Origin of the sequence: Gaiella sp., from assembly GCF_039915195.1 — a bacterium.
In the GTDB taxonomy this organism is placed as follows: domain Bacteria; phylum Actinomycetota; class Thermoleophilia; order Gaiellales; family Gaiellaceae; genus Gaiella.
This window is the reverse complement of the sequence record NZ_JBDSNT010000032.1, coordinates 16822-30121: the sequence shown is the minus strand read 5'-3', so window position 1 is coordinate 30121 and position 13300 is coordinate 16822. Positions and strand designations below refer to the sequence as shown.

The window sequence follows — 13300 nt, the reverse complement described above, 5'->3', positions numbered from 1 at the left end:
GGGGCCGGTTTCCAGAAGTGGCCTGCACGCTATACTCTTGGAAGTAATGGCAACCTACCGCGAGCTCCTCAACCAGGTGAAGTCCGAGATCGACGAGATCGGCTCGCCGGATCTCCATGACCGGCTTGCGGCCGGCGACCGACCCCTGCTCCTCGATTGCCGGGAGCAGGACGAGTGGGACGAGGGGCACCTCCCTGGCGCCATCCACATTTCTCGCGGGAACCTCGAAGCTCGGATCGAATCCGTGATTCCGGACAAGTCTCGCGAGGTGATCGTCTATTGCGCCGCCGGGGCCAGGTCGGCGTTCGTCGCCAAATCGCTCCACGAGCTCGGCTATGCCGACGTCACCTCGATGTCCGGCGGCTTCTCGGAGTGGAAGCACAACGGCTATACGTTCGAGACCCCGCGCGCCCTCAGCCCGGAGCAGCGCGCGCGCTACTCACGTCACATCCTGATTCCGGAGGTTGGCGAGGTCGGGCAGCAGAAGCTCCTCGACGCCCGTGTCCTCCTGATCGGTGCGGGTGGCCTCGGTTCCCCTTCTTCCCTCTACCTCGCCGCGGCAGGCGTCGGAACGCTCGGAATCATCGACGCCGACATCGTCGATGACTCGAACCTTCAGCGCCAGATCGTCCACTCGACGAACACGCTCGGCGAGCCGAAGGTGCTGTCTGCAAAGAAGGCGATCGAGGCGCTCAATCCCGATGTCACTGTCGTCCCCTACGAGGAGCGTCTGACCTCGGAGAACGTCGAGCGCATCCTCGCCGACGGGTGGGACGTGATCGTCGACGGGGCGGACAACTTTCCGACGCGGTACCTCGTCAACGACGCCTCGGTGTGGCACGACATCCCGGTCGTCCACGGCTCGATTTATCGCTTCGAAGGGCAGGTCACCGTCTTCCGTCCTCATGTCGGTCCCTGTTATCGCTGCCTCTACCCCACCCCACCGCCGCCGGAGCTAGCACCGAGCTGCGCCGAGGGCGGCGTCCTCGGAGTCCTGCCCGGAATCGTCGGGTCGCTTCAGGCGAGCGAGGCGTTGAAGCTGATCCTCGGTGCCGGCGAGACCCTGACGGGCCGGCTGCTGCTCTTCGATGCGCTCTACACGACCTTCGACGAGGTCGCAGTAAAGAAGGATCCTGGTTGCCCCGTCTGCGGCGACTCGCCGACGATCTCGGAGTACATCGATTACGTCGAGTTCTGTCAGGGCCCGGTACACGTATGACCCCGGTTCGCATTCCTCCCACGCTGCGGGGCGAGGTTGGCGGCGAGCGTCAGGTCGAGGCCGACGGCGCGACGGTTCGTGCCGTGCTCGAAGATCTCGTCGCCAGGTTCCCCGCGCTCCGCTCGCAGATCTTCAGCGACGGTGAGATCGCGACCTTCGTCAACGTCTACCTCGGCGGCGAGGACGTGCGGACGCTCGACGGCCTCGACACCGACGTCACGCCGGGCCAGACCGTGATCCTCTTGCCGGCGATGGCCGGCGGCTCGACGCCCCCACGCTCGCGGCCGGTCGTCCCCTCGCTGCTCGACCTCGTCGGCAACACGCCGCTCGTCGAGCTGCCGCGGATCTCCCCGAAGCCGTCGGTGCAAATCTACGCGAAGCTCGAAGGTCAGAACCCGACCGGCTCGATCAAGGATCGGGTTGCCAAGTCGATGATCGAGGCCGCCGAGGCCTCCGGCGAGCTCAAGCCGGGCCGTCACCTCCTCGAGCCGACCTCCGGCAACACCGGGCATTCGCTCGCAATGATCGCGAAGCTCAAGGGGTATCCACTGACGGTCGTGATGCCCGAGAACGCAACCGAGGAGCGCAAGCGCTTGCTGCGCCTCTTCGGCGCAGAGGTCGTCCTCTCGCCCGGAGGCGAAGGCTCGAACGGGGCTGTTCGGCTCGCCCTCGAGCTCGCGGAGCATGACCCGAAGTACTTCATGCCGTTCCAGTACGCGAACCCGGCGAACCCGCGTGCTCACTACGAGGGGACGGGCGCCGAGATCGCAGAGGCGCTCGAGCACATCGACGTGCTCGTCGCGGGGCTCGGAACAGGCGGCACGCTGATGGGAGCCGGCGAGCGGCTGCGCGAGTCGTTCCCGAACATCGTGATCGCCGCAGCCGAGCCGCTGCCGGGCGACTCGGTGATGGGGCTTCGCTCGCTCGAGGACGGCTACGTCCCTCCGATCCTCGACGTCTCGAAGCTCGACCGGAAAGTGCTCGTCTCGAATGCCGAGTCGGTGCGGGCCGTACGCGCGCTGCTCGAACTCGAGGGGATCTTTGCCGGCGTCTCGTGCGGAGCGGCCATCCACGTCGCGCGCAAGATCGCCGAGGAGATGGCCGGGGGCGTGATCGTCACGATTCTCGCCGACGCCGGCTGGAAGTACCTCTCCGCGGACTTCTGGGAGGCCTCCGACGGAGACCTCGAGGAGTCCATGGAACGCACGATCTGGTGGTAGCTGCTTCCCCCGAGCAAAGGTTGGTGCGGGCCGCGGGCGTGCCGTCGGGGGAAGCAGCATAGAAATGGGAGTTTTCACGGTGAGGGTGTCCCGATGATGGTTCCCGCCTCGGTGCGCGCTGCGCTAGTTGCCCACGCCACGGCTGAGTTGCCCAACGAGGCATGCGGACTCGTACTGTTCGAAGGCGACGTTGCGGTCGAGTACGTTCCTGGCCGCAACGCATCTCCCTCGCCCTATCACTTCGAGCTCGAGATCGACCCGCTCGCTTGGGCCGATCTGAACGACCGCAACGTCACGCAGGCCGTCTTCCACTCGCACATCTCCTCGCCCCCGCGCCCCTCCCGAACCGACGTGCAGAACATCGGCCTGTGGGCAGGTCAGCCGTATCTGATTTACACCGTGCGCACCGACGAGCTCGCGGCATGGCGCATCCTCGACGGTGGGGCGATCGCCCCGGTCCTTCTCACGGGTTCCTGAAGGCGCCGTGTGTGTCGGGACGAACGTTCGCCCCGACACACGAGAGCCACGACTACCTGATGGTGAACGAGCCCTTCATGAAGAGGTGGGGATCGCACACGAACTTGTAGGTGCCCTTCTTCAGCCTGACGATGAACGCCTTCGTCCCGATCGCCGAGACGCTCGTCTTGACGTTGACGCCCGGCCCCGTCAGGTGAAAGTTATGGTTATTCGCCTTGTCATTGATCACGATCTTGGTCAGGCCCGCGACCTTCGGCTTCGAAACCATCGAGATCGTAAATCCCGGGCCGACAGTACCCTTGAAAACCGGCGTCGCGGCGACGGCCGGCAGAGCGGCTGCTAGCGCAGTCGCGAGTGCCCCTATGACGACAATCCGCTTCATCGTTCTCCTCGGTCTGTAGGTGATTGCATACGACTACTACGAGCGTAGCCGTCGGACGGTTTGCCAGGCTTCACAGCGCGATGACCTGATTCTCGGCCGCGGAGCGAAACAGCGCCTCGATCGTGCGTACCTGTCCCAGCGCATCCGCCCGGCCGAGCAGCGGCTCGCGTTCGCCCCGGATCGCAGCGTTCATGTCTTCGAGCTCGAGCCGGTACGGGTTCGCCCTTTCCACCTCGATGAGCTCGTCCGCGCCGTCCCGCCGCAGCTCGATCACCGGGTTCTGGCAGTGCCACGGGTCGTCGAGGAAGATGGATCCTTCCGTCCCAATCGCCTCTAGCTCGTCTCGGTTCGGGAGTGACGTTCCGCAATCGAATAGTGCGGTGACGTTGTTCGAGAATCGCAGCTGGCCGCTGAAGACCCAGTCGGTGCCACTCGTGCCGATGAAGGCGGAACCAACGACGGACTCGGGCTCACCGCCGAGCAGACGAGCACCACTGATGCAGTAACACCCGACATCCATCAACGCGCCACCGTCGACATCGGTGCGCAGCCTGATGTTCTCGGCGTCGTAGAGGGAGTAGCTGAACGCCGTCCGGATGACGCGAAGATCACCGATCGCGCCGGAGGCTACGAGCTCGACGAGTCGTGCAGCCTGCGGGTGGTGGCGGTACATGAACGCCTCGGCGAGGTGAAGCCCTGTCCGGTCGGCGGCATCGAACGCCGCCTCGACATCGCCGATATGACGGCTGAACGGCTTCTCGCAGAGCACGTGCTTCCCGGCCTCGAGGGCCCGGATCGACCACTCGGTGTGCATCGTGTTCGGCAGCGGGTTGTAGATCGCCTCGACGTCTGGATCCGCGAGAAGCTCGTCGTACGTTCCGTAGGCACGTTCGATGCCCCGCTCGCGCGCATACTCCTCGGCGCGCCCGAGCGTGCGGCTCGCGACGGCGATGATCTCCACTTCGTCCGACTCCGCGGCGCCCGCGAGCAGCTTGCCGTTGATGTCAGCGGTCGAGAGAAGTCCCCACTTCACTGGTCGTTTCATCGTGCGTTCTCCTTCACTGCGTCGAGGGCCGGGTACAGCGCACGGAAGCGCGCGTAGGTGTTCTCGTAGACTGCCTGCCAGGCGGGATCGGGCTCGACGGTCTCCCGCACGTGGACGCACCGGCGCACCGCATCGGGCACGTCGTCGAAGAAGCCGCCCGCCACTCCTCCGAGCAGAGCGGCTCCGAACGCCGAGCCCTCCTCGACCGCCGTCAGCTCGATCGGTAGCCCGAGCGCAGAGGCGACGATGCGAAGCCACAGCCCACGCGCGCCACCGCCCGAGACCCTTGCCCGGTCGCACGGCCCACCGAGAGCACGAACGAGCTCGAGCGAGTCACGGAGGCCGAATGCTACGCCCTCGAGCACGGCGCGCACGAGGGCGCCGCGGTCGTGCCGGAGCTCGAGACCGGTGAAGGCCGCACGTGCAGACGGATCGGCGTGCGGCGTCCGTTCCCCCGCGAGGTACGGAGCGAACAGCAGCCCGTCGGCTCCGGGCCCCCACGCCTCCGCCTCCGCAACAAGGTCGCCGAAGGGCGTGTCGGGCGCGAGCCGGTCGCGCAGCCACTGCAGTGAGCCTGCGGCCGAGAGCATGACGCCCATCGCGTGCCACTGGCCCGGCACGGCATGGCAAAAAGAGTGCACGCGCGCCTGTGGATCGCTGGCGAATGCGGGGAGTGCCGCGAAGACGACGCCGGACGTGCCCATCACGATCGAGAGCGGCCCAGGACGATCGATCCCGACGCCAAGGGCAGCCGCAGCGCAATCCCCCGCGCCGGCCGCGACCGGAATGCCTCGTGGCACGATTCCACAACCAATCGTCATGCCCGAGACCTCGGGCGACTCGAGCAGTGGCGGCAGGATCGCGGGATCGAGGTCGAGACCGTCGAGCACGTCGGTCGACCAGCGACGTCGAGCGACGTCGAGCAGGAGCGTTCCCGACGCATCGGCGACGTCGGTCGCCCACTCTCCGGTGAGCCGAAGCCGGATGTAGTCCTTGGGGAGCATGATTCGCGCGATCCGGGCGTAGGCGTCAGGCTCGTGGCGGCGGAGCCAGAGGAGCTTCGGCGCCGTGAACCCCGTCAATGCACGGTTACCCGTGAGGGAGATCAGGCGCTCGAGCCCGATGCGCTCCTCGATCTCCGCGCATTCGGCGGCTGTTCGCTGGTCGTTCCAGAGGATTGCGGGTCGGATCACCTGGCCGGCCTCATCGAGCGCCACAAGGCCGTGCATCTGCCCCGAGAGGCCGATGCTCGCGATCTCGAGCGACCCGAGATCGGCGATCGCGGCTCGCGTTGCACCCCACCAGTCCTCGGGGTTCTGCTCCGACCAGCCCGGCCTCGGAGTCGAAAGCGGATACCCGTGCTCCGCCCGCGCGACGATTTCGCCGTCCCGGCCGACGGCGATCGCCTTCACACCGGTCGTGCCGATGTCGAGGCCGACGATCACGGTGATAGCGTCAGCCGACATGGAAGTGACCCGTTTCGCCGACGGTCTCTGGCGCTGGACCACGTACCACGAGGAATGGCGCGACGAGGTCGGTTGCGTCTACTACGAAGGCCCCGGCGCGATCGTCCTGATCGATCCGCTCGTGCCGGCCGATCCGTCCGAGGCGACGCGTTTCTGGGAGGCGCTCGACCGCGACGTCTCGCGCGTGAACACGGCCGTCCACGTGTACATCACGGTCTTCTGGCACGCGCGCAGCGCGGGAGAGATCGTCCGGCGCTATCGCGGCACACTGCACGCGCCGAGCCGGGCGCGCTCGGCCAACGAGAAACGCACCGGGGTCGCCCCCTCGGTGTTCAGGCCGGGTGACCGGCTGCCGGGCGGGATCGAGGCCCTTGCAACAGGCCGCTCCACCGAGGTTGCGTACTGGATTCCCGAACATCGAGCAATCGTGCCGGGAGACGTTCTGGTCGGTGCCGACAACGGCGGCCTCCGGCTCTGTCCCGCCTCGTGGCTGCCTGCGAGCGTCACTCCCGGCAGGGTGCGGGAGGCGCTGAAGCCGCTGCTCGACTTGCCCGTCGAGCGCGTGCTCGTCTCGCACGGTGAGCCGGTGACTGCCGAGGCGGGGGCGCGACTCGGCGAAGCACTCCAGCTCGAGTAGCGCTCTCACGCGCACAGCTCCCGCGCGACCGCGAGATAGGCGTCGTGGCAACGCTCGAGCGAAGCAAGGTCGACCCACTCGTCGACACCGTGAATGTCGCCGACGATCGGGCCGAAGAGGAGCGTGGGAATGCCCGCGTCCGCGAGCAGGGCGGAGTCAGCCCAGAAGGCGACGCCCCCCACCGCCTCATGACCGAGATGCCGGTGCAGCGCGGCGACGACCGGAGAATCGACGGCAGTCTCGAACGGGCCGCGGTGGAATGGGACACGGACGATCGCTCCCGTTCCCGCCGCGAGCTCCTCGAGGTCGGCAAGCACGTCGGCCCGCGTCTCGCCCGGAACGGTCCGCCGCTCGCCCTTCAGCAGGCAACCCGCCGGGTAGCTCGAGTACTCCTGCCCTCCCTCGATCACCGAGGCATGAACGGAGCCTGTTCCGAGGAGTCTGTGACCGCCCGCACCGCGCAGCCGTGCGTCGAGTGCCGCGATGCCTGTGAGCACTGGGCCCATGGCCGCGATCGCATCGACTCCGAGGTCGGGGCGCGATCCATGCGCTGCACGCCCGACCGTCTCGACCTCGAAGGCGACAAAACCCTTGTGAGCGATTGCGACGACCTCGTCCGTCGGCTCAGTGACGATCGCGGCGTCGGCGGAGGTTTGTCGAACGAGCGCTTCCGTGCCGAGGCTGCCCACCTCCTCATCGGCTACGGCCGCGACGATCACGTCACCTCGCAATCCCTCCGAAACGACGGCGGCTCCGACGAGCATGCTCGCCGCGAGAGAGCCCTTCATATCCCCGGCACCACGCCCGTGCAGGCGACCGCCACGGACGACCGGAGTGAACGGGTTCGCGACGCCCGCGACCCCCACGGTATCCATGTGCGCGTTCAGCAGCAGCGAGCGCCCGCCGCCCCTCCCCCGGGCAACCCCGACGACATTGGGTCGACCTGGAGCCGCCTCGTAGAGCTCGACCTCGAGACCCGCAGCTTCGAGCCATGAGGCGACGAACGCTGCAATCTTCGCCTCACCGACGCCGTCGACCACGAGATCGGGGTTCGTCGACTCGATTGCGACGAGTCGTCCCGTCAACTCCGCCAGGTCGTCGAGGACGCTACGCACCGAGCGCGGCGTACACGATCTCATAGGCACGAACCGCGTCCTTCGTGCTCTGGGCCTCTCGGAGGGCCACATCGTCGATCTTCGCTGCCACGGAGTCGATGAAGTTCCACTGCAGCACCGATCGCTTCACGGCGGCGACGGCGTCCTCGGTGTACGGGTAGAGGTCGAAGCCGAGGTACTCGCCGTTCGCGCCATAGTTCGCGCGGCGCAGCTCGAGTGCCAACTCGATCGTCTCCATGAAGGCAGTTGCACCGACCATGTTGTCGTCGTCGAAGGTGCCCCAGCCCGAGTTCGCATGCTGGTGACCGAGCAGGCCCTCCGCGGCGAGCATCGCGGCGTACTCGCCGAGCGACTCGCCGTTCATGATCAGGTGCTGCCAATCCATGTTGACCTGGACGTTCGTGATCCCCTGTGCCCGCAGCGTGTGAATCACGTGCAGCGTCATGCCGATGTTGCGCATGAAGATCTTCATCGCCGGCTCGGAGTTCTTGTGCTCGAGGAACAACTTCACACCATGCTTTGCGCACGTCTCGGCTGCCTCGGCGATGCCCTCGATGAACCACTCCCACGCCTGCGCGTAGGACGTCTGGAACGGGTAGTTGTAGCCCTCGATGCCAGGCCAGCAGATCATGTTCGCGCCCACGGCGCCAGCGAGGTCGGCGGTCTCGCGGGTCAATCGTCGTGCCTCAGCGCGCGTCGCAGCGTCCGGTGCCGTCAACCCACCACGCCCGAAGCGTGAATCCGTGTGGAGCCCCGTGCAGACCGCCGCGATCCCGTGCCCGCCGAGCGCCTCGCGCACCTCGTCGAGGTTGTCGGGGTTGAGCTCGCCCGGATAGTGAAACTCGTAGTCGTCCATCAGGTCGCCGAGACCCTGGACCGCGCGACGCACCTTGGTCGCCGTCGACTCGTTCGTATGCTCGGGCTGGTAGCCCATCGGCACGAAACGAGTGATCATCGGACCGAGCGCCCAGATACCTAGGGAAGTCTTCATCTGCTGGTTCTCCTCGCGGTCAGGGGGTGACTCGTAGTATCTCCGAAATACACGGGGCGTTGCGCCGCCGCCGAATGACGGAAAATCGTGTCACACGGCTTTGGCGCCCACCCGAGAACAGACCGGATACCGCGTACTAGATGGAAGGAGCGAACGCGTGAGCGAAAACGCAAGGGGGATCGGCGCGAAGGTGAGCGATGCGGCGATCGGAGAGATCGACGAGATCGGGATCGGGATGCTCGGCTACGCCTTCATGGGCAAGGCCCATTCCAATGCGTTCCGGAAGATCGCGTACATGACGTGGCCACCGCCGCTCAAGCCGAGGCTCGTAGCGATCGCCGGCCGAGACGAGGCCGCAGTCGCGGGAGCCGCGCAACGCTACGGCTACGAGCGCTGGACGACCGACTGGCGCGACATCGTCAGCGACCCGTCGATCGGGCTCTTCGACAACGGCGGTCCGAACTCGCTCCATGCCGAACCGACGATCGCTGCAGCAGAGGCAGGCAAGCACGTCCTCTGCGAGAAGCCGCTCGGCCGCGACGCCGACGAGAGCTACGACATCTGGCAGCGCGTCGCAGCGACCGGCGTGAAGCATCTCTGCGCCTTCAACTACCGCTTCGTACCTGCGGTGCGCCTCGCGCGGGACATGATCGATGCAGGCGACCTCGGCGAGATACGCCACTTCCGCGGCCGCTACCTGCAGGACTGGGGCGACGACCCGAGCCTCGACACGTGGCGATTCGACGCGACCGCCGCGGGATCCGGGGCACTCGGTGACCTCGGCGCGCACGTGATCGACCTCGCGCGCTTCCTCGTCGGCGAGATCTCCACGGTCTCGGCGCTCGTGCAGACGTTCCTCCCCGGGCGCAGCGTCGACGATGCCGTCGAGGCAGCGGTCGCGTTCGAGAACGGCGCCGTCGGGACGATCGAGGCGACGCGATTCGCGCTCGGTCGCCGGAACGCCTTCCAGTGGGAGATCAACGGCTCAAAGGGCTCACTGGCCTTCGACATGGAGAATCTGAACGAGCTCCACGTCTTCCGCGCCGACGGCGATCGGGCCCGTGGCTTCAAGAAGGTGCTCGTCTCGGAGGCCGACCACCCGTTCTGGGAGTTCTGGTGGCCGCCGGGGCACATCATCGGCTGGGGAGAGACATTCGTCCACGAGATTCACCATCTCCTCGGAGCGATCAAGAACGGCACGGATGTCGCGCCTTACGGGGCGACGTTCGAGGACGGTTACCGGGCCGCCGAGGTGTGCGACGCGATCGTGCGCTCGGGGGCGAACGGGCAGCGCGAGACGGTCACCTACCGTTAGGGAAAAAGGGTGTCAGGTCTTGCGATCTCGCATCCTCGTGCGTGATCGCAAGACCTGACACCGGTACTACGAACGTCAGCGCCCGGCCTTCTTCTGGCGGCGCCGCAGGATGGTGTCGAGTGTGACCGCGAGAAGCAGGATGGAACCGGTGACGATGTAGATCGTGCCCTGCGTCAGGTTGAGCGTGTTGAGGCCGTTTGCGATCGTCGCGATCACGAGCGAGCCGAAGAGTGCGTCTCGCACCTCACCGCGGCCGCCGAAGAGACTGACGCCGCCGATCACGGCCGCGGCGATCGCGTCGATCAACAGCGTGCCGCCTCCCGCGTTGAGGTCGACGCTGCTCAGCCTGGCTGCGAGCACGACTCCGCCGAGGCCAGCCATACCGCTCGAGATCATGAAGACGATGATGCGCACTCGGGGAACGTTGATTCCCGACCGGCGAGCGGCCTCCGCATTGCCGCCAACCGCGTAGACGTGACGGCCGAAGGTGGTGCGCTTTGCGACGAAAGTCCAGAGCAGGAGCATCGCGACGATGAGAAGCAGAACGAACGGCACGCCGCGATCCTTGTTGCAGATCGCCACCACGATGAACGACGCGCCGACGATCCCGACGAGCTTGAGAACGACCATGACCGGATTCCGGATCGCAACGCCGTGGCGACGTCGCGAGACGATGCCCGCGACGGTGCTCGCGACGTAGACTGCCGACACTACGATCGCCATCGCCCAGCCTGCCTTCTCAGAGAAGAAGTAGTTCGCCACGTTGTTGACGGTGTTGTCCTGGATCGAGAGGACACCTTGTGGGATCGACTTCTGAATCACGCCCTGCCAGATTTGGAACCCTGCCAGCGTGACGACGAACGCGGGCACTCCTATCAGCGCGACAATCGAGCCCTGGAACAACCCGATGAGCGCGCAGACGCCGATTGCAGCCGCGATCGCAAGGATCCCCGGGATCGCATGGGAGCTCCCCGCAAGCGTGAGCTGCGCGACGACAACCCCGGCGATCCCGCTCACGTAGCTGATCGAGAGGTCGATCTCGCCGATTAGAAGGACGAAGACGACGCCGTAAGCCAGCATCGTCACGCCCGCCATCTGCGTGAGGATGTTGGTGAAGTTACCCGGCGTGAAGAAGTTGTCGGCCTTGAGGGAGAAAAACAGCACGATGATGATCAGGCCGATGACTACCGGCCAGCTGCCGAGATTGCCAGCGCTGATATTGGCCCTGATGCGCTGGACGAAGCCTTCGTCGGAGGCCGGGCCGGGTGTCGACGTGTCGGCGCCGGTCGTCACAGGGCCTCCTCAGGTGCGGTCATCTCAATACCCGAGACCTTTGTCAGTACGCCGGCCGTGATCGCGCCGACGACCTCCTGCTGGGTCGTTTCGCGCCGATTGTAAATCGTGATATTTCGGCCGAGTCGGAGAACCGTGATCCGGTCTGCGACGGCAAAAATGTCGTGGAGGTTGTGAGAGATCAGCACGACGGCGAGTCCCTGTTCGGCGAGTCGCGCAACGAGCGCGAGCACCTGCTCTGTCTGGGCAACGCCGAGCGCCGCCGTCGGCTCGTCGAGAATGACCAGGCGCGAGTTCCACATCACCGCGCGCGCAACGGCGACAGATTGCCGCTGCCCGCCGGAGAGAGTTGCGACGGGCTGCCGGATCGAGCGAATCGTCGTGACGGAAAGACCCTTCATCGTCTCGGCGGTGCGCCGCTCCATCTCGGGCTCCTTGAGCCGCTGGAAGACATCGTGGGCCTCGCGACCGAGGTACATGTTCTGAACGACGTCGAGGTTGTCGCACAACGCAAGATCCTGGTAAACGACCTCGATGCCGAGCGCGGCCGAATCCTTTGGACTACTGATCGTGACCAGCTCGCCGTCGAAGAAAATCTCGCCGCCATCCGCAACGTGGATGCCTGACACGCACTTGATCAGTGTCGACTTGCCGGCGCCGTTGTCGCCGACGAGCGCCATCACCTCCCCGGCGCGCACCTCGAAGTCGACATCGGTGAGCGCCTGTACCGAACCAAAGTTCTTCGAGACTCCGCGGAGTTCGAGAAGAGGCTCGGTGGTGGGTGTCGTAGTGTCCGTCGTCATGGTGGTCGGGCTCGCAAGTGTACTCGGGAGCCGCCTGTCCTGCAGGCGGCTCCCGAGTCACGTGGCTACTTACGCAGGCTTGACGCAGTATTTGGCGTACACGCCCACGCACACTTCGCTCTTCTTCAGGTAGCCGTTGAACAGCTGCCTGAAGTTCGCCTTCGTGATCGCAACTGGCGGGTAGATGTATGCCGCCTGCTTCGCTGAGCCGTTCTTGACGACCGTGTTGGTCTTCGGTGTCTGGCCCTTCGAGAGCGCGATCGCGAACGCCGCAGCCTTGGCTGCGAGAAGACGGGTGTCCTTCCAGACCGTCATCGTCTGCCAGCCCGAGATGATGTTCTGGACACCGGGGCCTGTCGCGTCCTGCCCGGAGAGCGGGATCGGCTTGAGTTTCTTCGCCTTGAGGGCGGTGACGACCGCGTTCGCGAGGCCGTCGTTGGCCGCGGCGACAGCGTCGATCTTGTTGCTCGTCTTCGCGAGCATCTGATCGAAGATCAGGCGCGCTTTCTGGTTATCCCAACCCGGCGTGAACTGATCCGGACCCTTGACGAAAACACCCTTCTTGTAGAGCGGCTTCAGGATCGAGTCGTACCCGCTCTTGAAGAGGAACGCGTTCGGGTCGGTCTGGCCACCGTTGAGCTCGGCGACGACCGGCTTCTGGCTGTACTTGCCGTTCTTCTTCAGCCCCGCAACGACACCGTTGCCCTGGAGCACACCGACCTTCGCTCCATCGAACGAGACGTAAACGACGCCCTTGCTGCCGTTGACCTGGCGGTCGTACTCGATGACCTTTGCGCCCTTTGCGGCGGCAGCCTTCTCGATCGCAAGCCCAGAACCGGAGTCGAGCGGCGCGAGAATCACGACCTTTGCACCGTTCGCGAGACACTGGTCAGCTTGCGTCTTCTGCTTCTGCGCGTCGTTGTCCGCGTTGGTGATGACGTACGAGACCTTTGCGGCGTTGAACGCCTTGACAAGCGAGGGGCGATCCTGGGTCTCCCAGCGGATCGACGACTTCGAGTCCGGCAACAGGACACAGAAGTCCTTGTTGGCGGAGCCTTGCGCAAACGCTGCCGTCACTGCCACGCTGACTGCGGCGAGAGCGACGACGAGCATGATCACAATCTTCTTCACGATTCTTCTCCTCCTGGTGAATATGTCTACTTGCGGCGGGGCAACACTACAAGACCGAGCGGCCCTGTACCACTACTCCGTCAGGGAAGGTGATTCACGAACGGTCGTGCGCTGTTGACACCTCCTTCGTCGTTCGTTCCGGCGCTGACCAGCCGCTCTTCCAGCCGAGTGCTGGACGGGCGGCAGACCCCTGGCCGATGCCGGAC

General features: G+C 65.7%; 13 protein-coding genes. 5 read left to right on the top strand and 8 right to left on the bottom strand.

Annotated elements, in window-relative coordinates:
* The first annotated feature begins 46 nt into the window (after positions 1-46).
* From moeB to ABIR74_RS03095, 3 genes are all read left to right on the top strand, one after another.
* Positions 47-1219, top strand: a complete 1173-nt coding sequence (gene moeB / locus ABIR74_RS03105; protein WP_348175151.1) for a molybdopterin-synthase adenylyltransferase MoeB — start codon at positions 47-49, stop codon at positions 1217-1219.
* Positions 1216-2439, top strand: a complete 1224-nt coding sequence (locus ABIR74_RS03100) for a pyridoxal-phosphate dependent enzyme (protein WP_348175150.1) — start codon at positions 1216-1218, stop codon at positions 2437-2439. Before moeB ends, ABIR74_RS03100 begins: the two co-directional genes overlap by 4 nt.
* 93 nt (positions 2440-2532) lie before the next feature.
* Positions 2533-2916 (top strand): Mov34/MPN/PAD-1 family protein, encoded by a 384-nt coding sequence (locus ABIR74_RS03095; protein ID WP_348175149.1) that lies wholly within the window; start codon positions 2533-2535, stop codon positions 2914-2916.
* A gap of 52 nt (positions 2917-2968) precedes the next feature.
* Here the strand turns inward: ABIR74_RS03095 and ABIR74_RS03090 are convergent, their stop codons facing one another.
* From ABIR74_RS03090 to xylB, 3 genes are all read right to left on the bottom strand, one after another.
* Positions 2969-3298: a plastocyanin/azurin family copper-binding protein gene (locus tag ABIR74_RS03090; protein ID WP_348175148.1), complete on the bottom strand. Its 330-nt coding sequence runs from the start codon at positions 3296-3298 to the stop codon at positions 2969-2971.
* Positions 3299-3368: 70 nt separating this feature from the next.
* Positions 3369-4343, bottom strand: coding sequence for a Gfo/Idh/MocA family oxidoreductase (locus ABIR74_RS03085; RefSeq protein ID WP_348175147.1), 975 nt, complete (start codon positions 4341-4343; stop codon positions 3369-3371).
* Complete coding sequence (gene xylB / locus ABIR74_RS03080) at positions 4340-5809, bottom strand: xylulokinase (protein ID WP_348175146.1); 1470 nt, start codon at positions 5807-5809, stop codon at positions 4340-4342. Before xylB ends, ABIR74_RS03085 begins: the two co-directional genes overlap by 4 nt.
* Between xylB and ABIR74_RS03075 the strand changes: the two genes are divergently transcribed.
* Complete coding sequence (locus ABIR74_RS03075; protein WP_348175145.1) at positions 5808-6446, top strand: MBL fold metallo-hydrolase; 639 nt, start codon at positions 5808-5810, stop codon at positions 6444-6446. The two genes, xylB and ABIR74_RS03075, sit on opposite strands and share 2 nt — an antisense overlap.
* Positions 6447-6451: 5 nt before the next feature.
* On the opposite strand, the gene ABIR74_RS03070 is transcribed toward ABIR74_RS03075, so the two are convergent.
* Both ABIR74_RS03070 and ABIR74_RS03065 read right to left on the bottom strand, forming a co-directional pair.
* Positions 6452-7561, bottom strand: a complete 1110-nt coding sequence (locus ABIR74_RS03070; protein WP_348175144.1) for a M20/M25/M40 family metallo-hydrolase — start codon at positions 7559-7561, stop codon at positions 6452-6454.
* Complete coding sequence (locus ABIR74_RS03065; protein ID WP_348175143.1) at positions 7554-8552, bottom strand: TIM barrel protein; 999 nt, start codon at positions 8550-8552, stop codon at positions 7554-7556. Before ABIR74_RS03065 ends, ABIR74_RS03070 begins: the two co-directional genes overlap by 8 nt.
* A 235-nt stretch (positions 8553-8787) precedes the next feature.
* Here ABIR74_RS03065 and ABIR74_RS03060 point away from each other — a divergent pair, with 235 nt between their 5' ends.
* Positions 8788-9867, top strand: coding sequence for a Gfo/Idh/MocA family oxidoreductase (locus ABIR74_RS03060; RefSeq protein ID WP_348175181.1), 1080 nt, complete (start codon positions 8788-8790; stop codon positions 9865-9867).
* A gap of 75 nt (positions 9868-9942) precedes the next feature.
* Here ABIR74_RS03060 and ABIR74_RS03055 read toward each other — a convergent pair whose 3' ends face one another.
* The 3 genes from ABIR74_RS03055 to ABIR74_RS03045 form a co-directional block, all read right to left on the bottom strand.
* Positions 9943-11160 carry a sugar ABC transporter permease gene (locus ABIR74_RS03055; protein WP_348175142.1) on the bottom strand — a complete coding sequence of 406 codons (1218 nt, stop codon included), beginning with the start codon at positions 11158-11160 and terminating at the stop codon, positions 9943-9945.
* Complete coding sequence (locus ABIR74_RS03050) at positions 11157-11963, bottom strand: ATP-binding cassette domain-containing protein (RefSeq protein ID WP_348175141.1); 807 nt, start codon at positions 11961-11963, stop codon at positions 11157-11159. The genes ABIR74_RS03055 and ABIR74_RS03050 overlap by 4 nt, the downstream gene beginning before the upstream one ends.
* A gap of 69 nt (positions 11964-12032) precedes the next feature.
* The gene (locus ABIR74_RS03045) at positions 12033-13094 is read right to left on the bottom strand and encodes a substrate-binding domain-containing protein (RefSeq protein ID WP_348175140.1); all 1062 of its coding nucleotides are present in this window, start codon (positions 13092-13094) and stop codon (positions 12033-12035) included.
* Positions 13095-13300: the final 206 nt, after the last annotated feature.